The organism is Pseudomonas sp. ITEM 17296 (assembly GCF_028895205.1).
Taxonomy (GTDB): Bacteria; Pseudomonadota; Gammaproteobacteria; order Pseudomonadales; family Pseudomonadaceae; genus Aquipseudomonas; species Aquipseudomonas kermanshahensis.
The window spans coordinates 87,428-112,737 of the sequence record NZ_WJRS01000013.1 but is presented as its reverse complement, the minus strand read 5'-3'; the positions used below and the strand labels follow the sequence as shown (position 1 = coordinate 112,737).

At 63.5% G+C, this 25,310-nt stretch carries 23 protein-coding genes; 11 read left to right on the top strand and 12 right to left on the bottom strand.

All coding sequences use genetic code 11. From position 1 onward, the window contains the following. Nucleotides 1-4: 4 nt before the first annotated feature. The 8 genes from GIB19_RS16090 to GIB19_RS16055 all read left to right on the top strand — a co-directional run bounded on the left by GIB19_RS16090 (nt 5) and on the right by GIB19_RS16055 (nt 8,508). A complete protein-coding gene (locus GIB19_RS16090; protein ID WP_274887203.1) occupies nt 5-799 on the top strand; it encodes a carbon-nitrogen hydrolase family protein in 795 nt (264 codons plus the stop codon). Nucleotides 800-1,039: 240 nt separating this feature from the next. Next, a complete protein-coding gene (gene pqqF / locus GIB19_RS16085) occupies nt 1,040-3,319 on the top strand; it encodes a pyrroloquinoline quinone biosynthesis protein PqqF (RefSeq protein ID WP_274887202.1) in 2,280 nt (759 codons plus the stop codon). Between the two features lie 169 nt (nt 3,320-3,488). After that, nucleotides 3,489-3,560, top strand: a complete 72-nt coding sequence (pqqA, locus tag GIB19_RS16080; RefSeq protein ID WP_003243383.1) for a pyrroloquinoline quinone precursor peptide PqqA — start codon at nt 3,489-3,491, stop codon at nt 3,558-3,560. Nucleotides 3,561-3,638: 78 nt separating this feature from the next. Then, nucleotides 3,639-4,550 (top strand): pyrroloquinoline quinone biosynthesis protein PqqB, encoded by a 912-nt coding sequence (gene pqqB / locus GIB19_RS16075; RefSeq protein ID WP_099428159.1) that lies wholly within the window; start codon nt 3,639-3,641, stop codon nt 4,548-4,550. Nucleotides 4,551-4,559: 9 nt separating this feature from the next. Next, nucleotides 4,560-5,315 carry a pyrroloquinoline-quinone synthase PqqC gene (pqqC, locus tag GIB19_RS16070; protein ID WP_274887201.1) on the top strand — a complete coding sequence of 252 codons (756 nt, stop codon included), beginning with the start codon at nt 4,560-4,562 and terminating at the stop codon, nt 5,313-5,315. Then, nucleotides 5,312-5,587 carry a pyrroloquinoline quinone biosynthesis peptide chaperone PqqD gene (pqqD, locus tag GIB19_RS16065; protein WP_027594361.1) on the top strand — a complete coding sequence of 92 codons (276 nt, stop codon included), beginning with the start codon at nt 5,312-5,314 and terminating at the stop codon, nt 5,585-5,587. Before pqqC ends, pqqD begins: the two co-directional genes overlap by 4 nt. Next, nucleotides 5,559-6,719: a pyrroloquinoline quinone biosynthesis protein PqqE gene (gene pqqE / locus GIB19_RS16060; RefSeq protein WP_099428158.1), complete on the top strand. Its 1,161-nt coding sequence runs from the start codon at nt 5,559-5,561 to the stop codon at nt 6,717-6,719. Before pqqD ends, pqqE begins: the two co-directional genes overlap by 29 nt. Next, the gene (locus tag GIB19_RS16055; RefSeq protein WP_186704030.1) at nt 6,685-8,508 is read left to right on the top strand and encodes a S9 family peptidase; all 1,824 of its coding nucleotides are present in this window, start codon (nt 6,685-6,687) and stop codon (nt 8,506-8,508) included. Before pqqE ends, GIB19_RS16055 begins: the two co-directional genes overlap by 35 nt. A gap of 34 nt (nt 8,509-8,542) precedes the next feature. On the opposite strand, the gene GIB19_RS16050 is transcribed toward GIB19_RS16055, so the two are convergent. Beyond that, nucleotides 8,543-8,701: a YqaE/Pmp3 family membrane protein gene (locus tag GIB19_RS16050; RefSeq protein ID WP_007904205.1), complete on the bottom strand. Its 159-nt coding sequence runs from the start codon at nt 8,699-8,701 to the stop codon at nt 8,543-8,545. Between the two features lie 464 nt (nt 8,702-9,165). Beyond that, nucleotides 9,166-10,446, bottom strand: coding sequence for an aspartate aminotransferase family protein (locus GIB19_RS16045; protein WP_186681328.1), 1,281 nt, complete (start codon nt 10,444-10,446; stop codon nt 9,166-9,168). Between the two features lie 211 nt (nt 10,447-10,657). On the opposite strand from GIB19_RS16045, the gene GIB19_RS16040 reads away from it, so the two are divergent. After that, the gene (locus GIB19_RS16040) at nt 10,658-11,581 is read left to right on the top strand and encodes a LysR family transcriptional regulator (protein WP_085274061.1); all 924 of its coding nucleotides are present in this window, start codon (nt 10,658-10,660) and stop codon (nt 11,579-11,581) included. A gap of 281 nt (nt 11,582-11,862) precedes the next feature. Here the strand turns inward: GIB19_RS16040 and GIB19_RS16035 are convergent, their stop codons facing one another. The 9 genes from GIB19_RS16035 to bioB all read right to left on the bottom strand — a co-directional run bounded on the left by GIB19_RS16035 (nt 11,863) and on the right by bioB (nt 22,347). Next, nucleotides 11,863-13,641 (bottom strand): acyl-CoA dehydrogenase C-terminal domain-containing protein, encoded by a 1,779-nt coding sequence (locus GIB19_RS16035; protein ID WP_085274060.1) that lies wholly within the window; start codon nt 13,639-13,641, stop codon nt 11,863-11,865. Nucleotides 13,642-13,764: 123 nt separating this feature from the next. Then, the gene (locus GIB19_RS16030; RefSeq protein ID WP_274887191.1) at nt 13,765-15,048 is read right to left on the bottom strand and encodes a GGDEF domain-containing protein; all 1,284 of its coding nucleotides are present in this window, start codon (nt 15,046-15,048) and stop codon (nt 13,765-13,767) included. Nucleotides 15,049-15,309: 261 nt separating this feature from the next. Continuing rightward, nucleotides 15,310-17,115: a phenylacyl-CoA dehydrogenase gene (locus GIB19_RS16025; protein ID WP_027594354.1), complete on the bottom strand. Its 1,806-nt coding sequence runs from the start codon at nt 17,113-17,115 to the stop codon at nt 15,310-15,312. 364 nt (nt 17,116-17,479) lie between these two features. Continuing rightward, complete coding sequence (locus GIB19_RS16020) at nt 17,480-17,776, bottom strand: pyrroloquinoline quinone biosynthesis protein PqqE (protein WP_099428155.1); 297 nt, start codon at nt 17,774-17,776, stop codon at nt 17,480-17,482. A gap of 112 nt (nt 17,777-17,888) precedes the next feature. Further along, complete coding sequence (gene bioD, locus GIB19_RS16015; protein ID WP_027594352.1) at nt 17,889-18,569, bottom strand: dethiobiotin synthase; 681 nt, start codon at nt 18,567-18,569, stop codon at nt 17,889-17,891. Nucleotides 18,570-18,579: 10 nt separating this feature from the next. Continuing rightward, nucleotides 18,580-19,398, bottom strand: coding sequence for a malonyl-ACP O-methyltransferase BioC (gene bioC, locus GIB19_RS16010; RefSeq protein ID WP_085274059.1), 819 nt, complete (start codon nt 19,396-19,398; stop codon nt 18,580-18,582). Beyond that, the gene (locus GIB19_RS16005; protein WP_099428153.1) at nt 19,391-20,122 is read right to left on the bottom strand and encodes an alpha/beta fold hydrolase; all 732 of its coding nucleotides are present in this window, start codon (nt 20,120-20,122) and stop codon (nt 19,391-19,393) included. The genes bioC and GIB19_RS16005 overlap by 8 nt, the downstream gene beginning before the upstream one ends. Further along, a complete protein-coding gene (gene bioF / locus GIB19_RS16000; protein WP_274887188.1) occupies nt 20,115-21,287 on the bottom strand; it encodes an 8-amino-7-oxononanoate synthase in 1,173 nt (390 codons plus the stop codon). The genes GIB19_RS16005 and bioF overlap by 8 nt, the downstream gene beginning before the upstream one ends. A gap of 1 nt (nt 21,288) precedes the next feature. Then, nucleotides 21,289-22,347 (bottom strand): biotin synthase BioB, encoded by a 1,059-nt coding sequence (bioB, locus tag GIB19_RS15995; protein ID WP_027594348.1) that lies wholly within the window; start codon nt 22,345-22,347, stop codon nt 21,289-21,291. An 89-nt stretch (nt 22,348-22,436) separates the two neighbouring features. On the opposite strand from bioB, the gene GIB19_RS15990 reads away from it, so the two are divergent. Together GIB19_RS15990 and GIB19_RS15985 are read left to right on the top strand one after the other, a co-directional pair. Further along, nucleotides 22,437-23,174 (top strand): ComF family protein, encoded by a 738-nt coding sequence (locus GIB19_RS15990; protein ID WP_274887187.1) that lies wholly within the window; start codon nt 22,437-22,439, stop codon nt 23,172-23,174. A 26-nt stretch (nt 23,175-23,200) separates the two neighbouring features. Then, nucleotides 23,201-23,965, top strand: a complete 765-nt coding sequence (locus GIB19_RS15985; protein WP_274887185.1) for a TOBE domain-containing protein — start codon at nt 23,201-23,203, stop codon at nt 23,963-23,965. 1 nt (nt 23,966) lies between these two features. Here the strand turns inward: GIB19_RS15985 and GIB19_RS15980 are convergent, their stop codons facing one another. Beyond that, nucleotides 23,967-25,310, bottom strand: a complete 1,344-nt coding sequence (locus GIB19_RS15980; protein ID WP_099428149.1) for a DUF1552 domain-containing protein — start codon at nt 25,308-25,310, stop codon at nt 23,967-23,969.

Here is a 25,310-nt window from a genome sequence, read left to right as displayed (position 1 = left end):
CGCCATGCGCATCGCTCTGTTCCAAGGCGCGCCCAACCCACTGGACGTGCCCGGCAATCTGCAACGGCTGCAGCACCAGGCGCAACGGGCGGCTGAACGCGGCGCCCAGCTGCTGGTGTGCCCGGAGATGTTCCTGACCGGCTACAACATCGGCCTGCCCCAGGTCGAGCGCCTGGCCGAGGCCAGTGATGGCCCCACGGCCATGGACGTGGTGGAGATCGCCCAGGCGCATCGCATCGCCATCGCCTATGGCTACCCGGAGCGCGGCGATGATGGCGCGTTCTACAACAGCGTGCAGTTGATCGATGCCCACGGTCGCAGCCTGTGCAACTACCGTAAGACGCACCTGTTCGGTGAGCTGGACCGCTCGATGTTCAGCGCAGGCCCCGACCATTTCCCGGTTGTGGAACTGGAAGGCTGGAAGGTCGGCATGCTGATCTGCTACGACATCGAGTTTCCGGAGAACGCCCGGCGCCTGGCGCTGGACGGCGCCGAACTGATCCTGGTACCGACGGCGAACATGGCGCCTTACGATTTCATCTGCCAGGTGACGGTGCGAGCGCGGGCACAGGAGAACCAGTGTTACCTGGTGTATGCCAACTATTGTGGGGCCGAGGGAGACATCCAGTATTGCGGCCAGAGCAGCATCATCGGCCCGGATGGCAGCCTGCTGGCCATGGCCGGGCGGGACGAGTGCCAGTTGCTGGCCGAGCTTGCGCGTGAGCAGGTGGTAGAAGGGCGCAAGGCGTTTCCTTACCTGACCGATTTGCGCCAGGAGCTGCATGTGCGCGAGGGCTGACAGGGGCCGCGTTGTGGCCCAATCGCCGGCAAGCCGGCTCCCACCCGAACTGTGTAGCCTCAAAGGCTAGCGCCGCACCTGTGGGAGCTGGCTTGCCAGCGATGAGGCCGGCACAAGCACCACAAGACAGTTGCTCCCACAATGACAACGCAAACAGGCCCCGTAGGCGCCGGCTTGCCGGCGATTGGGACAGGCCAGGCAGCACAAATGCGTTAGCATGAACGCCTACCTGGAGCTCCCATGCCTGACGCCACGCAGCACCTCACCCTCGCCAACGGCTTGCAGCTGACCCTGCGCCATGCCCCGCGCCTCAAGCGTGCGGCGGCCGCGTTGCGGGTGCAGGCAGGCAGCCACGATGCCCCGGCAAAATGGCCGGGCATGGCGCACTTTCTCGAACACCTGTTCTTCCTGGGCACAGCGCGCTTCCCGTTGGAAAACGGCCTGATGCGGTATGTGCAGGCCCTCGGTGGCCAGGTCAACGCCAGCACCCGTGAGCGCACCACCGACTTTTTCTTCGAAGTCCCCCCCGCGGCTTTGGCCGGCGGGCTGGAGCGCCTGTGCCAGATGCTGGCCGAACCCGACCTTGGCATCGAGCGCCAGCGCCGGGAGCGAGAGGTCATTCATGCCGAATTCATCGCCTGGTCGCGTAACCCGCAGGCTCAGCAGCAATTCGCCCTGCTGCAGTCGGTTTCGCCCCAGCATCCTCTGAGCAGTTTTCAGGCGGGCAATCGTTACACCCTCGCCCTGCAAGATCCTGCATTTCAACGCGCCCTTGGCCTGTTTCACCAACGCTTCTACCAAGGTGGGCAGATCACAATGAGCCTGTGCGGCCCACAACCGCTGGAAGCACTGGAACGCCTGGGTCGGGAATTTGGCAGCCTGTTCCCGGCCGGTAGCCGTGCCGCGCAGGCATCGCCGCCGCCACTGCGCAGGGCCGGGCAGTCACTGACGTTCGCCCACGAAAGCCTGCCAGAAGGTGCCGAGCGCGCACTGGGGTTGCTGATCGACTTGCTCGACGACAGCCGACCAGGCGGATGGCTGAGTGCGCTTCGCCAGCGCGGTTGGCTGCAAGGCTTCAAAGCCGAAACGCTGTATGCGTTCGCCGGGCAGTTGCTTTGGCACATCGACCTGCAGCTCGGGGCTGATGCCTGCAAGGATGAGGCGATCGCATTGCTGCACAGCTGGTTCGGTTTTATCCGTCAGGCCGATCCGCAGCGGCTGAACGCCGCGTTCAGTCAATTACAGCGCAGCCGTGAGTGGGCCGCCAGCCCGCTGGAGCTGGCACGACGGGACAGCTCAGGCCAGCCCTTCGCCGCACTCGACGAACAAGGCCTGAGTGCGCTGAAGGCACTGCTTGCCAGCCTTCCCAGCAGCGAGCATGGCCAATGGCAGATACCCGCCGCAGACACTCTGCTGACCGCCGCACCGCCCCCCGCGACTGCGCCGTTACCCAACGCACTGGCCATCAGCAACATGCTCCCGGCATCACGCCAATACGCCGCCCTCTATCTACGCTGGCACCTGCCCTCAAGCCTGCGTCATGGCGTGTTCCCGATCCTTTGCCAGGCGCTGCGCCCTTTGCAGGAGCGCGCCGAACGCGCCGGGCTGCACCTACAGTTCAGCGAAGCTGGCGAATATTGGCAGCTACAGTGCGCCGGCCAACCGTCGGCAGTGATGAACGCCGTCACCGAAGCCCTCGCGCTGCTGAACGCGCCCTCACCTGCCGATTGGCAGACCCCGCCGCCGCCCGCGCCCGCCCTGATCCCGATCAGAGCCCTGCTCAAGCGACTGCCTGATGCCATGCATGCCCACAAGGCCGAACCGCTACCCGTGGGCTCGCTCGAACCGAGGCAGCTGGCGCAGGCGTGGGAACAGGCCCGCTGGCATGGCCTGGCACTGGGCTTTGAAGACACGGGCCCTCTCGGCACCGTGCTGGCCCACTGCCCCGGGCAAGGCGCCACGGCCACTGCGCCGCCCCAGTGGCAGGCCCGTCGATGGGTAGACGCTGCACTGGCCGGTAGCGAAAACGCGGTGTTGCTGTTCTGCCCAGTGCCCGCTGACCAGCAAGCCATCGGCCGCCTGCTCGCGCAGCTGTTGCAGGGGCCGGTGTATCAACGCCTACGGGTAGAGCTGCAACTGGGCTACGCGGTGTTCAGCGCCTTCCGTCAGATTGAAGGCTGCGCTGGCCTGCTGTTTGGCGTGCAATCGCCCCATGCCACCCCTGCTCAAATTCTCGCTCACCTGCAGCCGGTCCTAAGCAAAGGCGTGGTGCTCGACAGCGCAGCACAGCAGGCGCTGGCCGAGCAGTTCGCCGAGCCTGCGATGGCCAATGCCGAGGTGGCCGAATGGGCGTGGCAGACACACCTGGCGACACGACCCGACAGGCTGAATGACCTACAGTGGTCTATCCTCATGGCTCGGCAAGCGGACCTTGAAGCGCTACTTGGCAGCCTTCTGGCCCCTCATGCCCCTTGGCTCTGCCTGGCCAACAGCGCAGCGCCAGACCCATCCTGGCAATAGCAAAAACGAGGATTGTTACGTTAATTGCAAGGGCGCTTTTCGAAGAATTAACCTTTCGGTACAAATTTTTCTTGTAAGATAGCGCAATCTCAGTCAAGGGAACCTCCGGCGTACGGCGGTACCCAATAAGTAGCTGACCAACCCAACCCCGTTCGGAAGGAGTCATCCCATGTGGACCAAACCTGCATACACTGATCTGCGTATCGGCTTCGAAGTCACCATGTACTTCGCCAACCGCTAAGCCCTGCTTACGGTTCGACGCCTCGGCCCGCCGGGGCGTTTGTGTTTTTTGGAAACGGTTTTCCGGTAGAGAGTGGCCATGTACATCCAGATTCTCGGTTCTGCCGCCGGCGGCGGCTTCCCCCAGTGGAACTGCAACTGCGTCAACTGCAAGGGCTACCGCGACGGCAGCCTGCGGGCCACGGCGCGCACGCAATCGTCCATCGCGCTGTCCGACGATGGCGAGCACTGGGTCTTGTGCAATGCCTCGCCCGACATCCGCGCCCAACTGCAGGCCTTCGCGCCGATGCAGCCGGCCCGCGCCCTGCGCGATACCGGCATCAATGCCATCGTCCTGCTCGACAGCCAGATCGACCACACCACCGGCCTGCTCAGCCTGCGCGAAGGCTGCCCGCACCAGGTGTGGTGCACAGACATGGTCCACCAAGACCTGACCACCGGCTTTCCGCTGTTCAACATGCTCAGCCACTGGAACGGCGGCCTGCAATGGAACCGCATCGAGCTCGAAGGCAGCTTCGTTATCGACGCCTGCCCCAACCTCAGGTTCACGCCCTTCCCCCTGCGCAGCGCCGCGCCCCCCTATTCGCCGCACCGCTTCGACCCGCACCCGGGTGACAACCTGGGCTTGCTGGTCGAAGACACCCGCACCGGTGGCAAGCTGTTCTACGCCCCGGGCCTGGGCCAGGTCGACGACAAACTGCTGGCGATGATGCACGGCGCCGACTGCCTGCTGGTCGACGGCACCCTGTGGGAAGACGATGAAATGCAGCGCCGTGGGGTGGGCACCCGCACCGGTCGCGAGATGGGCCACCTGGCGCAAAACGGCCCCGGCGGTATGCTCGAGGTACTCGATGGTTTCCCGCGCCAGCGCAAGGTACTTATCCACATCAACAACACCAACCCAATTCTCGATGAAGACTCGCCAGAACGGGCCGAGGTCCAGCGTCGAGGCGTTGAAGTCGCCTTCGATGGCATGAGCATCGAGCTTTAAGGAGGCCTGATGAGCGACCCGTTGCCGATGTCCCCTGCCGAATTCGAGCAGGCCCTGCGCGCCAAAGGTGCCTACTACCATATTCATCACCCGTATCACGTGGCGATGTACCAGGGCCGCGCCAGCCGCGAGCAGATCCAGGGATGGGTAGCCAACCGCTTCTACTACCAGGTCAACATCCCGATGAAGGATGCCGCGATCCTGGCCAACTGCCCGGACCGCGAAGTACGCCGTGAGTGGATCCAGCGCCTGCTCGACCATGACGGCGCGCCTGGCGAAGACGGCGGTATTGAGGCCTGGCTGCGCCTTGGCGAGGCCGTGGGCCTGGACCCTGATCAACTGCGCTCCCAGGAGCTGGTACTGCCCGGCGTGCGCTTTGCCGTCGACGCCTACGTCAACTTCGCCCGCCGCGCCAGTTGGCAAGAGGCGGCCAGCAGCTCGCTGACCGAGCTGTTCGCCCCGCAGATCCACCAGTCGCGCCTGGACAGCTGGCCACAGCACTACCCCTGGATCGACCCCGCCGGCTACGAATACTTCCGCACGCGCCTGGGCCAGGCGCGGCGTGATGTCGAGCACGGCCTGGCAATCACCTTGCAGCACTACACCACCCGTGCGGGCCAGGAGCGTATGCTGGAGATCCTGCAGTTCAAGCTGGATATTCTTTGGAGCATGCTCGATGCCATGAGCATGGCCTACGAGCTGAACCGCCCGCCTTATCATTCGGTCACCCAGGAACGGGTCTGGCACAAGGGGATCGCCCTATGAGTTTCGATCGCAAGCAAGTGCCCAACTGGCGCCCCGGCTACCGCTTCCAGTACGAGCCGGCACAGAAAGGCCATGTGTTGCTGTACCCCGAGGGCATGATCAAGCTCAACGAAAGCGCTGCGCTGATCGGTGGCCTGATCGATGGCCAGCGCGACGTCGCGGCAATCATTGCCGAACTTGCACGGCAGTTCCCCGATGTGCCGGAAGTTGCCGACGACATCGAGCAGTTCATGGAGGTGGCCCGTGGCGAACACTGGATCGTCCTCGCCTGAGTTGCCGGCCACGCCCGAGGTCGGCTTGCCGCTGTGGCTGCTGGCCGAGCTCACCTACCGTTGCCCGCTGCAATGCCCGTACTGCTCCAACCCGCTGGACTTCGCCGCCCAAGGCCAGGAATTAAGCACCGCGCAGTGGTTCAAGGTGATGGCCGAAGCGCGAGAAATGGGCGCTGCGCAGATTGGTTTCTCCGGCGGCGAACCGCTGGTGCGCCAGGACCTCGCCGAGCTGATCGGTGAGGCCCGTCGGCTGGGCTACTACACCAACCTGATCACCTCCGGCATCGGCCTGACCGAAGCCCGCATCGCCGACTTCAAAAAAGCCGGCCTGGACCATATCCAGATCAGCTTCCAGGCCAGCGACGAGCAGGTGAACAACCTGCTGGCCGGCTCGAAAAAGGCCTTCGCGCAGAAGCTGGAGATGGCCCGTGCCGTGAAGGCCCACGGCTACCCGATGGTGCTCAACTTCGTCACCCATCGGCACAACATCGACAAGATCGACCGCATCATCGAGCTGTGCATCGCCCTCGAAGCCGACTTCGTCGAGCTCGCCACCTGCCAGTTCTATGGCTGGGCGCACCTCAACCGCCTGGGCCTGCTGCCGACCCGCGCGCAATTGGAGCGCGCCGAGCGCATCACCAACCAATACCGTGACAAGCTCAAGGCCGAGGGCAACCCCTGCAAGCTGATCTTCGTCACCCCGGACTATTACGAAGAGCGCCCCAAGGCCTGCATGAATGGCTGGGGCAGCCTGTTCCTGACCATCACCCCGGACGGCACCGCCCTGCCCTGCCACGGCGCCCGCCAACTGCCGGTGCAGTTCCCCAACGTGCGTGACCACGACCTGCGGCATATCTGGTACGACTCGTTCGGCTTCAACCGTTACCGCGGTTACCAATGGATGCCTGAGCCCTGCCGCTCGTGCGATGAGAAGGAAAAGGACTTCGGCGGTTGCCGTTGCCAGGCCTTCATGCTCACCGGCGATGCCAGTAACGCCGACCCGGTGTGCGCAAAATCGGCTGACCACGGCATCATCCTCAAGGCCCGCGAGGAGGCAGAAACCGCCCAACTCGCGATTGAAGAGATGACCTTCCGCAATGAACGAAACTCCCGTGTCATCGCTCGCGGCTGAATTCAGCGCAGCACAGGCCGTTGCTGCAGGCACCGACTTCGCCGAGCTCAAGGTCAGCCCGGCCGGGCTGTTCTGGAACGAATTTCGCCCGGCCGACGGCGCCTGCCGAATCTGGCACTGGCACCAGTACCAAGCCCAGTGCCTGACACCGGATGGCTTCAGTGTGCGCAGCCGGGTGTACGAATACGGCGGCGGCAGTTTCTGCGTCGGCGGTGACGGGCTGGTCTTCGTCAACGAAACGGATCAACAGGTGTATACCCAAGGGCTGGACGGCGAAGTGCCGCGCCCGCTGACCCAGGCAGACGACTGCCGCTACGGCGATGTGCACTGGCATGACGGCCAGGTGCTGGCAGTCGAGGAGCACCATGGGCCAACCGTGGAGCATCGCCTGGTTGCCCTGCGCGAAGGCGCCCGCGAGGTGCTGGCTGAAGGTGCCGACTTCTACGCGTCCCCCACCTTGAGCAGCGACGGGCAGCGCCTGGCCTGGGTCGAATGGGACCGCCCGGCGCAACCTTGGACACAGACGCGCCTGCTGTTGCGCGAGCGTGATAGCAGCGGCGCCTGGGGGCCTGCGCGTTGCGTGGCGGGCTTGGACGAATCCCTGCAACAACCGCGTTTCGATGCGCAAGGCCGCTTGTATTGCCTGTCGGACCGCAATGGCTTCTGGCAGCCCTGGGGGGAGATCGCCGGGCACTGGCAGGCCCTGCCTGCCGAACCCGCCGACCATGCCGGCGCGCCCTGGCAACTGGGTACCAGCACCTGGCTCGCGCTGGGGCCGCAACGCTATGTAGCCAGTTGGTTCGAGGATGGCTTTGCGCAGTTAGGGCTGATAACCGCGAACCAGCAAGTGGAGCGTTTTGCCAGCGCCTACACCCGCTTTCGCAGCCTGGCGATGGATGCCGGGCAGCTCTATGCCATCGCCGCCTCGCCCGTCAGCCCACCCGCCGTCATTGCCATCGACCTGAGCAATCATGAGGTGCGGGTACTGGCCGGTGGTGCCGAGGTGCTGCCCGCCGAATGCATCAGCAAGCCGCAGGCCATGCGCTACGCCAGCGGCAACGGTATCGCCCATGGTTTCTTCTACCCGGCCATGAACGCCAAAGCGCCCGCGCCCTTGGTGGTGTTTATCCATGGCGGGCCGACCTCGGCGTGCTACCCAGCGCTCGACCCACGCATCCAATATTGGACCCAGCGCGGCTTCGCCGTCGCCGACCTCAATTACCGCGGCAGCACGGGTTATGGCCGGGCCTATCGCCAGGCGCTGCACCTGCGCTGGGGCGAGAGCGATGTCGAGGATGCCTGCGCGGCGGTTGCGCACTTGGCGGGGCTGGGGCTGATCGACCCGAGCAAGGCCTTCATTCGCGGCGGCAGCGCGGGCGGCTATACCACGCTATGTGCTTTGGCCTTCCATGATGTGTTCCGGGCCGGCGCCAGCCTGTATGGCGTCAGTGACCCTGTCGCGCTGGGCCGCGCCACGCACAAGTTCGAAGGGGACTACCTGGACTGGTTGATCGGCGACCCGCTGCAGGACGCCGAACGTTATCGCGCACGCACGCCTCTGCTGCATGCAGCGCAGATCAAAGTGCCGGTGATTTTCTTCCAGGGTGAGCTGGATGCGGTGGTGGTGCCAGAGCAAACGCGCCTGATGCTGGACGCCTTAAAGGCAAATGGCATTGCAGCCGAGGGGCACTTCTATGCGGGAGAGCGGCACGGGTTCCGTAATGCACAGAACCTGGCGCATGCGTTGGAAGAGGAATGGGCGTTTTATTGCCGGGTGTTGGGCCAGTAAAGCCAAGGGGGCCGCACTGCGGCCCCCGCGTTTCTTAGCGCTTGGCGATGATATACACCGCGTGCACGATCCCCGGAATGTACCCACACAGCGTCAGCAGAATATTCAGCCAGAACGCCCCGGCAAAGCCCACCTGCAGAAATACCCCAAGCGGCGGCAGCAAGATGGCGATGATGATGCGAATGAAGTCCATGCACGTCTCTCCTGAAGGGTTACAACAGAGACTAGCCGCGCGTCGTAGAGGTTCCACGTTGGGCGCCAGGTAAAAAGGTAAAGGTAGGGTGACGGCTGCCAAGTGCTTGTCTTGGTTTTTGAGGTGGTGCGCAAATCGAGCGCCGCCCGCGCGGCGCTTCGCAGCACAAGGCTGCTCCCACATCTGTTTCCGGCCAGTCACGCCTGTACCAGCGCGCGCGACCGCCTTGTGTGTTCCACACGATATCGAGGTGGACGCCACAGGGGCCGCGCGCCCATGTCCCAGGAATAATTGGCCCGAAACAAATGTAGGAGCAGCCTTGTGCTGCGAAGCGCCGCGCGGGCGGCGCTCGATCTCCCAGGCGCAGAAGATCCAGCGACAAGCACCCCAAAAAAAACGCCCCGGGCCAAATGAAACAGGCCAGGGGCGATGCGCAGGAACGCCAGACGGTTCGTTGAATTCGGTTACGCCGGCATTTCGCGGCGGGCTTGCTGCTGTGCATGCAGGCGGGCAAAGGCGCGGGCCAGGCGCAGGAGCATTTCGTCGATGTTGCCCTTGCTCACGGTAAGCGCCGGCGAGAAACGCACCACATCCGCCTGCGGTGCATTGAGCAGCAGGCCTTCATGCAGGGCGGCCGTTACCAGGTCCTGGGCGACGCCTTCGTGCAGTTGCAGGGCCCACAGCAGCCCCTGGCCACGCACCTCGCCCTGGCCATAACGGCCAGCCAGGCGGCTCAGGCCTTCGCGCAGGTGACGGCCGCTGTCCTGCACATGCTCGAAAAAACCAGGCTCCAGCACGGTGTCCAGCACTGCCAGGCCTGCCGCGCTCATCAGCGCGTTGCCATGGTGGCTGCCTTCCAGCTCACCCGGCTCGGCGCAGCAAGCGGTGCCGCGTGCCAGCAAGGCGGCCAGCGGTACCCCACCGCCCAAGCCCTTGCCCAGGGTGATGATGTCGGCACGTACCCCGTAAGTCTGCTCGGCGAGCAGCGCACCACACCGGCCGATACCGGTCTGGACTTCATCCAGAATCAGCAGGATGCCCAGCTCGCGGCACAGCGTTTCGACGCCTTTGAGGTACGCCTGTGTGGCGGGAATAACGCCCGCCTCGCCCTGGATCGGCTCAAGCATGATCGCCACGGTGCGCGAGTTCACTTCCGCATGCAGTGCCGCCAGATCATTGAAAGGCACCTTGCTGAAGCCCGGCAGCCCAGGCTCGCAGCGATTGCACGGCAGCGGGTCGGAGGCTGACAGCGCGCCCAGGCTGCGGCCGTGGCAAGCCTGGCTGGCGGTGATGATGTGATAGGCGCCGTTGCGGTGCAGCTGGCCCCATTTGCGCGCCAGCTTGATCGCCCCTTCGCACGCTTCGGCGCCGCTGTTCAGAAGGTAGGCCTGGTCGCTGCCGGTGCTCTGGCACAGGCGGTTGACCAGCGCCAGCCGGCCGCGGCTGTGAAACCCCGAACCCGGGTTGATCAGCGCCTGGGCCTGATTACCCAGCGCCTTGACCAATACGCTGGGGCTGTGGCCAAGGCTGTTCACTGCGCCGCCCTGGGTGAAGTCGAGGAAGGCATGGCCTTCGCTGTCCCACAACCACGAGCCCTGGCCGCGCACGAAAACCTGCGGGGCACGTTCGGTACTCGGCATCAGGCGCTCACGGGACAACTGCGGCGCATCCGCCACGGTCACCGGCGCACGCTCGGGCTCGGCGACGGCGGCGGCAGCCGAGCGACGCAGGTTGAACAGGTTCATCAGGGCTCCAACCAATCACGGTAAAGGGCGGCCAATGTGCGGTCTTGATGCCGGCACTTGATATTCAGCCTTGCCTATCAAAAGTGTTTTTCATCCGGGGTAACAATCCGGCCCGATGACCGCTGTAACCCACTGGAATACGGCGATAGACTAGGCGCCACGACGGGTTTCGACCATTTCGTTTTTCCAGCATTTTCGATAAGTGTTACTTATGGATTTCCGCCAACTGCGTTATTTCGTCGCGGTGTACGAAGAAGGCCATGTCGGCCGCGCCGCCGAGCGCCTGTCTTTGTCCCAACCCGCGCTTTCCCAGCAAATCCGCCAACTGGAGCACAGCCTCGACCTGAGCCTGTTCGAGCGCAGCAACAAGCGCCTGCTGCCGACCTTGGCCGCCCACACGCTGTACAACCATGCCTTGCCGTTGCTCGACGGCCTGCAACGGGCCCAGGAGGCCATGCGCAACTTCAAGGGCCAGTCTTTGCGTACCCTGGCCATCGGCGTGCTGCAGACCGTGCGGCCCAGCCTGGTGCCGCAGTTGCTCGAACGCTTGCGCAAGGCCCAGCCGCACCTTGTGGTGCAAATCTACGAGCTGTCGGGGCTGGAAATCGAACGGCGCCTGCTCAATGGCAGCCTGGACATCGGCATCAGTTACCTGCCACCGCGCCAACCCGGGCTGCATGGCCTGTTGCTGTACGAAGATGAACTGCAGTTGGTCATCCCCGACACCCATCCCTTGAAGGACTTCAAGAAGGTGTCGATCCGCCAGGCCGCTGAACTGCCCATGCTGATGCTGGGCGAAGAGTTTCAGATTCGACAGATCTGGCAGGCGCAACTGGCCAGCCAGGGCCGTCGGCCGCAGGTGCAGGCAGAGATGAACAACATGGCGGGGATTCTCGACAGCCTGGCCCATACGGCGCTGGCTACCATCTTGCCGGGGCGGGCCAAGGACGCGGCCGAGGATGACCAGGGGCTGCTGTGGAAGCCATTGAGCGAGCCGCGGGTGCCGCTCAAGGTCGGGCTGGTGTTCCGCGATGCGCAGCGCCAGCAAGCCTCGGTGGAGCTGCTGCGTACGTTACTGGAAGAAGAGACAGACGCGCGCCAGCTGGGAGGCTCGCCTCTGGATGTGCTGGGCTGACAAAAAAACGCGCACAAAGAAAACCCCGCCGAAGCGGGGTTTTCCAGACTGTTTCCCTGTGACATCCGTATCGCCCTGCCATCCTGGCAGGTGGTCCTTCGTCGTCTTCCTTGATCTGTCCTTTGCGCTTCCTGCGCAACGTCCATGTGGTAAAGATTACCTGTGGATCCAATCTGAGAACAGTGGTGAAAAGTCACCACGTCGTGTAGGAAAAAGCTTACAAAGGTGATTCATTCCCAGACATGCCAATACTGGGGGCCGCAAAGCGGCCCCACAATCTATCAAAACTGCTCAGCGTCCAGCAGGTACAGCGACTCACTCCCCGCCTTCACCGACGCCACCAGCGAATCTACCCGTGGCAGCAACCGTGCAAAGTAGAACCGCGCCGTACCCAGCTTGCCCGAGTAGAACGCCTCATCCCCCTCACCCGCCTGCGCCGCACGCGCCATCAGCGCCCACATGTAGCCATACGCCACATAACCAAAGGCATGCAGGTACTCGACCGAGGCCGCACCAATTTCATTGGGGTTGCCCTTGGCCTGCTCCAGCACCCACTCGGTCAGCCCGTCCAGCTGGTCGAGGTACGCGCCCAGCGGCTTGGCGAACTCGTCCAGCGCGCTGTCGGCACCGGCGATGAAGCGGCGGATCTCGTCCGAGAAGAGCTTGTAGTACGCGCCACCACTGGCAACCACCTTGCGACCCATCAGGTCGAGGGCCTGGATGCCGTTGGTGCCTTCGTAGATCTGCGTAATCCGCACATCACGCACCAGTTGCTCCTGGCCCCACTCACGAATGTAACCATGCCCGCCAAACACCTGCTGGCCGTGCACCGTGCACTCCAGGCCCAGGTCGGTCAGGAAGGCCTTGGCCACCGGCGTCAACAAGGCCACCAGCTCTTCACTGCGCTTGCGCGTGGTGGCGTCTTCGCTGTACTTGGCACTGTCGAGTTGCAGCGCCACGTAGCTCGAGAAGGCGCGCCCGCCTTCGATCAAGGCTTTCATGGTTAGCAGCATGCGCCGCACATCAGGGTGCACGATGATCGGGTCGGCAACCTTGTCCTTGGCGTGTGGGCCGGTCGGGGCACGGCTCTGCAGGCGGTCACGGGCGTACTCAACGGCGTTCTGGTAGGAACGCTCAGCCGATGCCAGGCCCTGAATGCCGACGCCCAGGCGCTCGTAGTTCATCATGGTGAACATGGCCGCCAAGCCCTTGTTGGGCTCACCGACCAGGTAACCGACCGCTTCGTCGAAGTTCATCACACAAGTGGCGGAGGCTTGAATGCCCATTTTGTGTTCGATCGAGCCGCAAGTGGCCGGGTTGCGCGCGCCCAGGCTACCGTCTTCGTTAACCAGGAACTTGGGCACCAGGAACAACGAAATGCCTTTCGGCCCGGCGGGCGCGTCCGGCAGCTTGGCCAGCACCAGGTGGATGATGTTCTCGGTCAGGTCGTGCTCACCACCGGTGATGAAGATCTTGGTGCCACTGACCTTGTAGCTGCCGTCGGCCTGGGGTTCGGCCTTGGTGCGGATGATGCCCAGGTCGGTGCCGGCATGGGGCTCGGTCAGGCACATGGAGCCAGCCCAGACCCCGGCATACATGTTGGGCAGGTACTGTTGCTTGAGCGCTTCACTGGCGTGGGCATTGATCGACAGGCAGGCACCGGCAGTCAGCATCGGGTACAGGCCGAAGGCCAGGCTCGACGCGTTGACCATTTCCTCGACCTGGGCCGAGATAACCTTGGGCATGCCCATGCCGCCGAACAAGGGATCGCCACCAACGCCCACCCAGCCACCTTCGGCGTAGGTGTTGTAGGCCTCGATGAAGCCGGCCGGCGTGCTGACCGCGCCGTTGTCCCAGTGGCAGCCCTCTTCGTCGGCGGCGCGGCTGAGTGGGGCGATGGTCCTGGCCGTCACCTTGCCGGCCTCTTCCAGCACAGCGAGGGCGGTCTCGGCATCCACCACTTCGGCCAGCGCGGGCAACTGCGCCCATTGCTCGGTCACGTTGAAGACTTCATTCAAAACGAAGCGCATGTCGCGCAGGGGCGCTTTATAGTCGGCCATGACAACCTCTCACTAGTAGGGTCGGGGCGGTCTCGGGGAACCGCGACACTGGGTTGCAGGCAGTGTAACCGAACAACTTTTACGAGACATAGGGTCATCAGCTGACCGTATGGTCTTATTTGGTCACACCATGCGGACCGCCCCACGTTGCGATTGTTGCCCATGCACCATGACACAATTGCGCCCGGCCTCTTTGGCGCTGTACAGCGCCTGGTCGGCCGACTTGAGCACCGCCTCCGGGTTGCGATGATCGGCCTGGCGCTCGGCCACACCGATGCTGATGGTCACCGACACCGTACCCGCGCCGCTGCCAGCACGGCGCTGTCGCCCAGCCGAGTCGTCCTGCGGTCGGCTGTTCTGGTCGCGCAGCTGCATCGCATAGTTAGCAATCACCCCGCGCACAGCTTCCACATGCGGCACGCATTCTTCAGCCGTCTTGCCCGCAAAGACCAGGGCGAATTCCTCGCCACCATAACGGTAGGCGCGGCCGCCACCAGTGACCTTGGACAACCGGCTGGCAACCAGGCGCAACACTTGGTCGCCGACATCGTGGCCGTGGGTATCGTTGAATTTCTTGAAGTGGTCGACGTCGGTCATGGCGATCACATAGTTGCGCCCCAGCCGCTGCATGCGCTCGTTCAAAGCACGGCGCCCCGGCAGGCCAGTCAGCTCGTCGCGGAAGGCCATCTGATAGGCCTCGTGCGCCACGGCCGCGGCAATCATCAACATCACCTGGCTGCACATGATGTTCAGGGTAAACGGCAGGATGAACGTCTGCGGCAGCATCCAGAACAGGCCGATCAGGCCAATGACCTGCGCCGCATGCAACGGCCTGGGCGCACGCAGGTACTGCACCACCAGCAGGATGAACACGCCGAGGAACAGCGGGTAGACCATCTGGATCAGGCTCATCCACTGGCCATGCAAGGCCGGCCAGCGGATCTCTGCCAGCCAGGCCAGCAGCGCGTCGGGGTAGCTTTGCTCCAGTGCCACCGCAACGCTCGCAACAGCGAACAACACTGCGAAGCGGGCGACCAGGTCCTGCAGCAGGTGGGTGCGCTCCTGCCAGGCGCCATACAGCCCGAACAGGGCTGGCAGCAGCAGGCACACCAAGTGGAAGATGACCGCGGCGTCCGCACGCACGTGGCCGTTGTCGCGGTAAAAGTCTGTCTGGGTGTCGAGCAGGAAGTAGGCGATGTACACCGTGACCATCAGAAACAGCTCACGCTGGCGTCGGTAGACGGCGCAGTAGGCACCGCCCAATAGCAGGACCAAGGTGGGCAAGACATTGAACAGCGATGTGAAAAAGACACTGAGGTCTCTTACGTAAGCCGCCGCAAGGCCTGCCAGCAAGAGAAACAGCGAAGGCAGGAAGTGGGTTACGCGTACAGCATCAAGACGAAACAAGGGTAATCTCCAACCCGGCAGATCAATAGTGGCATTGTGCCCTTATTTCATCGGCAGCGCGCGTGAACAGTTGAATACAGTCTGATGCCGCCCCTGTGTAGGAGCAGCCTTGTGCTGCGAAGAGGCCGGTATGGCAAACGATTTTCTGTGGCCGTTATGGCCTCTTCGCAGCACAGGGCTGCTCCTACACAGGCATCTGGCTGCAGAATAAAAAAACCCGCCTGCCGGTGAGGGCAGGCGGGTTTTTGTGCACGCGGTGGATCAGTAAGAGAGGCCGAAGTGCTCTTCGTCCATCGCCATCAGGTTCCCAGCACCCGACAGCATTGTCGCCACATGGGTGCGGGTACGCGGCAGGATGCGCTGGAAGTAGAAGCGCGCGGTCTGCAGCTTGGCGGTGTAGAACGCCACTTCTTCAGTACCGGCAGCCAGCTTCTCGGCAGCCAGGCGAGCGATGTCGGCCCAGAAGTAAGCCAGGCAGGCGTAACCGGAATACATCAGGTAATCGACCGAAGCGGCACCCACTTCTTCGCGATCCTTCATGGCGGCCATACCCACTTTCATGGTCAGCTCGCCCCATTCCTTGTTGATGGCCGCCAACGGCTCAACGAACTCTTTGACCGCCTCGTTGCCTTCTTGCGCCTGGCAGAACTTGTGCACGATCTTGGTAAAGCCCTTCAGCGCTTCGCCTTGGGTCATCAGCACTTTACGGCCGAGCAGGTCCAGCGCCTGGATACCGGTGGTGCCTTCGTACAGCATGGAGATACGGCTGTCGCGCACGTTCTGCTCCATGCCCCACTCGGCGATGAAGCCATGGCCACCGTAGATCTGCACGCCGTGGTTGGCAGCCTCGAAACCGACTTCGGTCATGAAGGCCTTGGCAATCGGGGTCATGAAGGCCAGCAGGGCGTCGGCTTTTTTGCGCTCTTCCTCGTCCTGGCTGTACTTGACGATATCCACCTGCTTGGCGGTGAAGTAGACCATGGCGCGGTTGCCTTCGGCGAAGGCCTTCATGGTCAGCAGCATGCGGCGCACGTCCGGGTGGACGATGATCGGGTCAGCCGCCTTTTCAGGGGCTTTAGGGCCGGTCAGCGAACGCATCTGCAGGCGCTCACGGGCGTATTTCAGGCCACCCTGGAACGCCACTTCGGCGTGGGCCAGGCCTTGCAGCGCGGTGCCCAGGCGAGCAGTGTTCATGAAGGTGAACATGCAGTTCAGGCCTTTGTTGGCCGGGCCGATCAGGTAGCCGGTAGCGCCGTCGAAGTTCATCACGCAGGTGGCGTTACCGTGGATGCCCATCTTGTGCTCGATCGAGCCACAGGTCACCGCGTTGCGCTCACCGATAGCGCCTTCGGCGTTGGGCAGGAACTTGGGCACGATGAACAGCGAGATGCCTTTGGTGCCGGCCGGTGCATCGGGCAGGCGGGCCAGGACGATATGGACGATGTTATCGGCCATGTCGTGCTCACCGGCGGAGATGAAGATCTTGGTACCGGACACTTTGTACGAACCGTCGGCCTGTGGCTCGGCCTTGGTGCGCAGCATGCCCAGGTCGGTACCGCAATGCGGCTCGGTCAGGCACATGGTGCCAGTCCACTCGCCGCTGACCAGCTTGGTCAGGTAGGTGTGCTGTTGCTCTTCGGTGCCGTGCTCGGAAATGGTGTTCATCGCGCCATGGGACAGGCCTGGGTACATGCCCCACGACCAGTTCGACTCACCGACCATCTCGCTCAGGGCCAGGCCCAGCGACTCTGGCAGGCCTTGGCCGCCGTGGGCCACGTCGTGGGCCAGGCTCGGCCAGCCACCTTCGACGAATTGCTCGTAGGCCGCTTTGAAACCGGTCGGCGTCTTCACACCCGACTCGCTCCAGGTGCAGCCTTCCTGATCGCCAACGCGGTTCAGCGGGGCCAGTACCTGCTCACAGAACTTCGCGCCTTCTTCGAGGATCGCGTCGACCATGTCGGGCGTGGCGTCCTGGCAACCCGGCAGGCTCTGATAATGCGCTTCGTAGCCGAGCAGTTCATCGCGAACGAAACGGATATCACGCAAGGGGGCTTTGTAGTCAGGCATTGCGATGAACCTCTGTGATGAGTTCGGGGGTGATCGGAACTGCCGGCAAGGCTTGGCGGCCGTCGATCAAACAGTTGTTTGAAACTTACGTTTAGCGCGCGCGGATGTCAAGGAGGGACGATAGTGCCATTTACGCCACGAAAAATGGCGTTTACGCCACCCCACACATGAAATCAACACAACCCCTTGTAGGAGCAGCCTTGTGCTGCGAAGAGGCCAGCGATAAAAACGAACATCCCAGGGTGTTTAGCGGCCTCTTCGCAGCACAAGGCTGCTCCTACAGAGGGCGCGCAGGGGCGCAATGAGGCGCAAGGGAAGCCCGCGCCCACAAAGGAAGAGTCGCTAAGTTGAGTGCCGCGAGGGATCAGGCGTAGGTGTCGATGATCCGGCCGAGCATTTCGTCGGATGCCTTGACGACTTTCGCGCCAAGCTCCACTTCATGTTTGCCCAGTGCCAGTTGCACGGTACTGGTGGCCAAGTCCATCTGCTGGCTGCGATCAACAGCGCGCAGACGCTCAGCCTGGAAGTCGCTCGACTGGCTGGTGGCGGTGCGTTCGGCGGTATTGTTGGCGATCTGGCTGGCGGCTTGATCGACGCGGTTCTGGCCGCTTTGGATTGCGCTAAGGCCCGCGTAATAGGCGGAGCTGCCGGTGATTTCCATGTCAGGACTCCATTGACGCTGGATGACGAACAGGCCTCATTAAAGCAGCAGATGGCAGAAAAGGCCCGTTTAAATCGTTAATGGCCCAGTGCCAGTCGATAGGCAGCGGCCGTTAATCCAGCAAATCCAGCTGCAAATGCTCAGCCACCATATCGGCACTCGCCAGCTTCAACTTCGGTACCCGCCCCAGGCAAGGCGCCGGCAAGCGCTCGGCGAGGCTGGCCAGGTTTTCTTCCAGGCGCGATGTCCGCGGTTCGATGATATTCGCCACCCAGCCCGCCAGTTGCAGCCCATCGCGGGCAATCGCTTCGGCGCTGAGCAAGGCATGGCTGATACAGCCCAGGCGCACCCCAACCACCAGGATCACTGGCAGTTGCAGGGCAATGGCCAAGTCAGACAGGTTGGCCTGGCCCGACAGCGGCACACGCCAGCCACCGGCGCCTTCGATCAACGTGAAGTCGGCGTTTTGCTGCAGCACGTTGCGCATCGCCGCCAGCAGCTCGGGTACACCCAGCGTGACGCCGGCCTCGCGTGCGGCGACATGCGGCGCAATCGCAGGCTCGAAGGCGAATGGGTTGACCTGTTCGTACGGCAATTTGATCGTACTTTCATCGATCAGCGCCTGTGCGTCGCTGTTGCGCAGCCCCTTTGCGGTTACCGTGCAACCCGACGCCACCGGCTTGGCGCCCAATGTGCTCATGCCCTGCAACCGCGCTGCATGCAGCAGGCCGGCAGCAATCGTGGTCTTGCCGACATCGGTATCGGTACCGGCAATGAAATAGGCCTGGCTCATCTGACTCCCCTTACGCCTGTGGCTTGCGCAACACACCATAGACCACTTGGTAAGTGGCGGGCAGCCCCTGAGGCTGGCGAAACGCCTCGTACGCCTGCAACAAGCCCTGCATGCGGGCACGGCCGGTGAGGCCCGAAGGCCGGCCCGGGTTGATATTGTGCGCACCAAGCGCCTTCAGCTCGTGGGTCAGGCTGCGTACATCGGGGTAGTGCAGCACGTGCGCGCGCTGCTGCAGCGCTACCTGCTCGAAGCCACTGCCCGCGCACAGGCGCTGATAATCGTCAAAGCGGCGGAAGCGGTTGACATGCACCAGGCCATCCACAGCCTGCCAGCTGGCACGCAGCTCATCGAGCGTGCCGACGCACAGGCTGCTGAAGGCCAGCACCCCGCCTGGGCGTAACACCCGGCGCGCCTCGTCCAGCACACTGGCGAACTGCCCGCACCACTGCACCGCCAGGCTGGAGAACACCAAATCGACGCTGGCATCGCGCAGCGGCAAGCGCTCGGCATCGCCGGCCACGTGGTACTGCGCGCCGCGCTGTTCGTTGCGGGCATGGCGCAGCATGCCTTCGGCGATATCCACCGCCACGCCACTGGCCTGCGCGAAGCGCTCGGCCAGCACCCGGCTGAAGTGGCCGGTGCCGCTGCCCAGGTCCAGCCAGCGCGACGGTGCCAAGCCCTCTGGCAACTGGCCCAACAGGTTCAGGCCGACGTCGCGCTGCAACGCCGCGACGCTGTCGTAGCTGGCCGCCGCGCGGGAAAACGAGGCCGCCACCTGGCGCTTGTCCGGCAGCGCGCCGGGCAGGGTCGGACGGGAAAGGTCAGTCATCGCCACTCTCATGCAGAAAACTCTTGATACCCGCCGCCAGCTCCTGTGGGTACTCCAGCAAGAACGCGTGGGAACTCTCTTCCACCAGGCCCACTTCCACGTCTGGCAACAGTTCGCTCAGGGCCTTGGCAGCTTCCGCCGGCACCAGTGCGTCGCTGCCGGCAAACAAGTGCAGTTGCGGACCGCCATAGGCCTGCAGTGCCTCGCGGGTATCCAGCTGGGCCAGTACTTCCAGCCCGGTGGCGAGGTACAGCGGGTCGGTATCCGGCACACCGACGCCCAGCTGGCGCAGCAGGGTACGAGGCTGTTGGGCGCCGTCGCTGCACAAGCTGCGGAAACGCTTGAGGGTTACGGAGGTATGGCTGCGGCACCCATCAAGGAAGGTCCCGAAGGTGTCATCGGCCATGCCGTGGGGCCAATCGGCACGGGCCACGAAGCTTGGATTGCTGGCCAAAGTCAGCAGTCCGCAACAGTGGTCGCCGCGCTTGCGCGCAAGTTCGCTGGCGAGCATGCCGCCCAGCGACCAACCGCCCAGCCAGGTATCACTGGGCAACTTGCGGTCAAGGTGGTCGACCCACGCCTGTACATCGGCGTCGGCCAGCTCCGGTAGGGGCATCAGTTCGACCTGCAGGCGGGCATCCTGGGCGCGCAGGCTGGCCGCCAACGGCTCCAGCGCAGCAGTACCCAGGCCCCATCCGGGGAGAAGGATCAGTCGGTTACGCATCGGCGGCCTCCAGCTGTGGATAACACTCGGCCAATGCATTCAACAATAGCTGCACCTGCGCATCGCTGTGCGCGGCGCTCAAGGTAACCCGCAAGCGTGCACTGCCGGCAGGCACGGTGGGCGGGCGGATGGCCGTCACCAGCAAGCCACGTTCGCGCAACATCTGCGAAAGGCGCAGCGCTTGTGCGCTGTCGCCAATCAGGATCGGCTGGATCGGCGTCGGGCTGTCCATCAGCTGCAGGCCGATCTGTTCGGCACCTAGGCGGAACTGGCGAATCAACGCAGCCAGGTGCTCACGGCGCCAGGTTTCGCGGCGCAGCAGCTCCAGGCTCTTGAGTGTCGCGCAGGCCAGCGCCGGGGGTTGGCTAGTGGTGTAGATATAGGGCCGGGCAAACTGCACCAGCGCTTCGATCAACGCTTCGCTGCCGGCGACAAAGGCACCCGCCGTACCGCAGGCCTTGCCCAGCGTGCCGATCAGCACAGGCACATCATCGATGCCCAGGCCGAAGTGCTCGACGATACCGCCACCTTGCGCACCCAACGTGCCCAGGCCATGGGCATCATCGACCATCAGCCAGGCGCCGCGGGCGCGGGCAACCTTGGCCAACGCCGGCAAATCGGCAAGGTCGCCATCCATGCTGAACACCCCGTCGGTTACCACCAGGGTATTGCCGACGGCCTTGTCCAAGCGGCTTTCCAGGCTGGCCGGGTCGTTGTGCAAATAGCGGTTGAAACGGGCGCCGCTCAGCAGCCCGCCGTCGAGCAAGGACGCGTGGTTAAGGCGGTCCTGCAACACCGTGTCGCCCTGCCCCACCAGCGCGGTGATTGCACCCAGGTTGGCCATGTAGCCGGTGGAGAACAACAGCGCGCGCGGGCGCCCGGTGAGTTCTGCCAGGGCCTCCTCAACCTGATGGTGCGGCGTGCTGTGGCCAACCACCAGGTGCGACGCCCCGCCACCGACACCCCACTGTTCGGCGCCGGCCTGCCAGGCAGCAATCACCTCGGGGTGGTTGGCAAGGCCCAGGTAATCGTTGCTGCAAAACGCCAACAGCGGCTGGCCATCGACCACCACCTCAGGCCCTTGCGGGCTCTCCAGCAGGGGCCGTTGCCGATACAGGTCTGCGGCGCGCCGTTCGGCCAGGCGCGCCGCCAGGTCAAAGGCCATCTCAGGCCGATGCTGCGTTGTAGAACATCTCGCTGCTGCGCTGTTCGACCAGCGCCTGCTCGATGGCCGCCTGGTGCACTTCATCGGCATGCTCTTCGCGGGCCTCAGGCTTGATGCCGAGGCGGGCGAACAGCTGCATGTCTTTATCAGCCTGCGGGTTGGCGGTGGTCAGCAGTTTTTCGCCATAGAAGATCGAGTTGGCGCCAGCCATGAAGGCCAGTGCCTGCATCTGTTCGTTCATCTGCTCACGGCCGGCCGACAGGCGCACATGCGACTTGGGCATCAGCAGGCGGGCCACCGCCAGCATGCGGATGAAATCGAACGGGTCGACATCTTCTTCCTCGGCCAGCGGCGTTCCGGCGACCTTGACCAGCATGTTGATCGGCACCGACTCTGGGTGCTCCGGCAGGTTGGCCAACTGGATCAGCAGGCCGGCGCGGTCGTCCAGCGACTCGCCCATGCCGAGGATGCCACCAGAGCAGATCTTCATCCCGGCATCGCGCACATAGGCCAGGGTCTGCAGGCGCTCGCTGTAGGTGCGGGTGGTGATGATGCTGCCGTAGAACTCCGGCGAGGTGTCGAGGTTGTGGTTGTAGTAGTCGAGGCCGGCCTGGGCCAGGGCCTGGGTCTGGTCCTGGTCGAGCTTGCCGAGGGTCATGCAGGTTTCCAGGCCCATGGCCTTCACCCCTTTGACCATTTCCAGCACGTAGGGCATGTCCTTGGCCGACGGATGCTTCCACGCCGCGCCCATGCAGAAGCGGGTCGAGCCGATGGCTTTGGCGCGGGCGGCTTCTTCCAGCACCTTCTGCACTTCCATCAGCTTTTGTTTTTCCAGCCCGGTGTTGTAGTGGCCGGACTGCGGACAATATTTGCAATCTTCTGGGCAGGCGCCGGTCTTGATCGACAGCAGGGTCGAAACCTGAACACGGTTCGGGTCGAAGTGCGCGCGGTGCACGGTCTGCGCCTGGAACAGCAGGTCATTGAACGGTTGCTGGAACAGCGCCTTGACCTCGGCCAAGGTCCAGTCGTGACGTGTTGTTGCAGTTGTGCTGGCGCTCATCGGCGTTTCCTTGTTTAGGCTGTAACTGGCGCCGGGACAGGAAAGCCCGCCAGCGCATCACGGATAGCTCGCATAGTCACGGAAGGCCTATGAACTGTCAACTCAGACTGAAAGCAATGGTTTACAAGTGTGCAAATATTAACCATAGCTGTTTGCTGTGCGACGCGCCTGCTGAACAGGCGTACCCGTTGTGTATAGCCTGCGAGCAGGAGCTGCCTTGGCTGACGGACCATTGCCTGCGCTGCGCCCTGCCGTTGCCGATGGCCAACCTCACTTGCGCCCAGTGTTGCCGCCGTGCGCCGGCGTTCGAGCACGTCGTCGCGCTGTGGCATTACGGGTTTCCGGTCGACACGCTGATCAGCCGTTTCAAGCACAACCGCCAATGGCCGCTGGGGCGTTTAATGGCCGAAATGTTGAGCCACGGCCTGCAGCATCGCTACGCGGAAGGCTTGGCCAGGCCTGACCTGCTGTTACCCGTACCACTGGCCAGGCGTCGACAGCGTGAGCGCGGCTTCAACCAGGCCGGCATGTTGGCGCGCTGGCTGTCGATGAGCCTGGCAATCAACTTCAATGAGCGTTTGCTGCAGCGCACACGCGACACACCCGCGCAGCAAAGCCTGGATGCCAAGGCGCGTCGGCGCAATCTGCAGCGGGCCTTTGCCCTGATTGAAGCGGGCGCATTCAAGGGCCTGCATGTGGCCGTGGTCGATGACGTGCTGACCACCGGGGCCACCGCACAGGCCATTGCCACGCTGCTGCGAGAAGCAGGTGCGCGACGGGTCGATGTGTATTGCCTGGCACGCACGGCAAAACCGGGGCAAGCTTGACGGGTCAGTCTCAGATAGGCGCCATCATGTCCCTGCCCGCTCTCCTCACCCAGCACATCGCCCGCCGCCCGCAACGCATTGCCTTGCTCCAGCACATCGCCGAGCAAGGCTCGATCACCCGCGCCGCCAAGGCTGCCGGCATCAGCTACAAAGCCGCCTGGGACGCCATCGATGAGCTCAACAACCTGGCCAGCCAGCCGCTGGTCGAGCGCAGCACCGGCGGGCGTGGCGGCGGTGGCGCACGCCTGTCGGCCGAAGGCGAGCGGGTGCTGCGCCTTTATCAACGGCTGCAGGCGCTGCAGGTACAGATCCTGGAAGCTGCCGAGGACTCCAGCGACCTCGACCTACTCGGGCGTTTGATGTTGCGCACCAGCGCGCGCAACCAACTGCAAGGCCAGGTCAGCGCGTTGCGCAGGGAGGGGCGCCATGACCGCGTCAGCCTTGCACTGGGCGGCGGGCTGGAGATAGAAGCCTTGATCACCCGCGGCAGTACCGAGCGTTTGGAGCTGAGCTTGGGCCGCATGGTAGTGGCGTTGCTCAAGGCCGGATGGGTTCAACTGCTGGGGGCTGATGATGAGCCGGAGCCAGGCAGTAACTGCCTGACGGCTTGTATCGAGGAAGTCCTGGCTGAGGAAGGGGGCAGCAGTGAATTGCGCATGGCACTGGGCAATGGCCAGACGCTGTGTGCACTCGCCCAAACAGCGTGGCTGGCCCAGCAGGGCCTGAAGGCGGGTGACGAGGCCAGGGTGCAGTTTCACCCGTCCTTCGTCCTGCTGGGGGTACCGGTCTAGGTCAGGTTACGTTGGTGAAGATGCCAGTCACCGGCGACACGTTGCCGGCATAAGGAACCGAGGTCCCGGCGGCCAGCGCGATCGTTGACCAGATGCGTTGCATGTCGACAAACCTGAGTTTTGCATCCGAGTGCAATTCCCGATCCCACTGGCTCTTGATACTGAAATAGCGGCCATTTCCGCTGCCATTGCGCAGAAGGCCACTGGCGCCACCCATGAGTACCATGGGCATGTTCATCATGTGCTCTGGCGCGCCGTCGGCCATTTCGCTGGTGAAGACCACCAAGGTATGTTTGAGCAGACTGTCGCCTGGCACATCAGGATCGCTGTAGCGAGCCAGCTCATCCATGAACAGTTTCACCTGTCGTACATACCACTGCCTGGACCCTCTCCAGACTTCCTCGCCAGCATAACGGTGAGCGCAGTCATGGGGGTTGGTGCTGGCGCTGACATCAAGAATATTCAGCGACTCGGCAGAACGCCCAACCTGCACCGTCGCAACACGGGTCACACCGCAACCCAAGGCCGCGGCCACTACCTTGTGATGGCCGGCCTGAACTTCATTGCGGAACTGCGCCGAACTGATCGGGTGATCTTCCAGCGACAACGGTTCACAAACTGAGGGTATCGCCCCTTCCAGATCCTTGGCGACCTGCTCTAACGCATCCAGATGAGTCACCAGCTTTTCTCGCTGGGCGCCTGCCACGCGCCCTCTGAGTTCTGCGATATCGGCCCTAATCGGGTCAAAAACGTGGGCGTTGCGTGACTGGCTATCGCGCACCGCGCGGGAGGTCGCACCAAACACCGACTCGTAAAGACGCACGGGGTTCTGCTGAGGCGCCCTGATCTTGTCCCCATCCCAAGACACATACCAAGGCGTGTTGTCGATGCCCGCATGCGGGCCAGCAAACAGGCTGCGATGGGTTGGCTGAGTGCCAGGCATCGCATCTCCCAAAATCTTGTCTATGGAACTCATTTGCCCCTTGTTATCACGCAATGCGTAGTTCCAGGCACCATGACCGCCCTGCCCCGAGGCTACGATGATGCCCTGCAAGTACAGTGACTGGTCGCGGTAAGCTGCCAACTCCTGACTGACTGCGTTTAACTCGAAGTTAGTGCTGTCATCACTTACCGCACGCGGAAACCACAGGCCGTCGCCGTAGCCGCCGCTGTACGAGTCAACTGCCAAGCCGTCCGGCACGATGAAGAACACCACTTTCAGACGGGGCACCTGCCGTTCCCCCTGCAGCAGAAATTGAGCAAACCCACTGCTGCTAAGCGGCAACAGCGTACCCGCCGCAGCCAATTGCATCAGGAAACGCCGGCGGCTCTTCAGGATGTCCAT

Bases quoted from the DNA above. Each gene is read 5' to 3' on its own strand.
- GIB19_RS16090 (WP_274887203.1), top strand. From the start codon at position 5: ATGCGCATCGCTCTGTTCCAAGGCGCGCCCAACCCACTGGACGTGCCC.
- pqqF (WP_274887202.1), top strand. From the start codon at position 1,040: ATGCCTGACGCCACGCAGCACCTCACCCTCGCCAACGGCTTGCAGCTG.
- pqqB (WP_099428159.1), top strand. From the start codon at position 3,639: ATGTACATCCAGATTCTCGGTTCTGCCGCCGGCGGCGGCTTCCCCCAG.
- pqqC (WP_274887201.1), top strand. From the start codon at position 4,560: ATGAGCGACCCGTTGCCGATGTCCCCTGCCGAATTCGAGCAGGCCCTG.
- pqqD (WP_027594361.1), top strand. From the start codon at position 5,312: ATGAGTTTCGATCGCAAGCAAGTGCCCAACTGGCGCCCCGGCTACCGC.
- GIB19_RS16055 (WP_186704030.1), top strand. From the start codon at position 6,685: ATGAACGAAACTCCCGTGTCATCGCTCGCGGCTGAATTCAGCGCAGCA.
- GIB19_RS16050 (WP_007904205.1), bottom strand. From the start codon at position 8,701: ATGGACTTCATTCGCATCATCATCGCCATCTTGCTGCCGCCGCTTGGG.
- GIB19_RS16045 (WP_186681328.1), bottom strand. From the start codon at position 10,446: ATGAACCTGTTCAACCTGCGTCGCTCGGCTGCCGCCGCCGTCGCCGAG.
- GIB19_RS16040 (WP_085274061.1), top strand. From the start codon at position 10,658: ATGGATTTCCGCCAACTGCGTTATTTCGTCGCGGTGTACGAAGAAGGC.
- GIB19_RS16035 (WP_085274060.1), bottom strand. From the start codon at position 13,641: ATGGCCGACTATAAAGCGCCCCTGCGCGACATGCGCTTCGTTTTGAAT.
- GIB19_RS16025 (WP_027594354.1), bottom strand. From the start codon at position 17,115: ATGCCTGACTACAAAGCCCCCTTGCGTGATATCCGTTTCGTTCGCGAT.
- GIB19_RS16020 (WP_099428155.1), bottom strand. From the start codon at position 17,776: ATGGAAATCACCGGCAGCTCCGCCTATTACGCGGGCCTTAGCGCAATC.
- bioD (WP_027594352.1), bottom strand. From the start codon at position 18,569: ATGAGCCAGGCCTATTTCATTGCCGGTACCGATACCGATGTCGGCAAG.
- bioC (WP_085274059.1), bottom strand. From the start codon at position 19,398: ATGACTGACCTTTCCCGTCCGACCCTGCCCGGCGCGCTGCCGGACAAG.
- GIB19_RS16005 (WP_099428153.1), bottom strand. From the start codon at position 20,122: ATGCGTAACCGACTGATCCTTCTCCCCGGATGGGGCCTGGGTACTGCT.
- bioF (WP_274887188.1), bottom strand. From the start codon at position 21,287: ATGGCCTTTGACCTGGCGGCGCGCCTGGCCGAACGGCGCGCCGCAGAC.
- bioB (WP_027594348.1), bottom strand. From the start codon at position 22,347: ATGAGCGCCAGCACAACTGCAACAACACGTCACGACTGGACCTTGGCC.
- GIB19_RS15990 (WP_274887187.1), top strand. From the start codon at position 22,437: ATGAACTGTCAACTCAGACTGAAAGCAATGGTTTACAAGTGTGCAAAT.
- GIB19_RS15985 (WP_274887185.1), top strand. From the start codon at position 23,201: ATGTCCCTGCCCGCTCTCCTCACCCAGCACATCGCCCGCCGCCCGCAA.
- GIB19_RS15980 (WP_099428149.1), bottom strand. From the start codon at position 25,310: ATGGACATCCTGAAGAGCCGCCGGCGTTTCCTGATGCAATTGGCTGCG.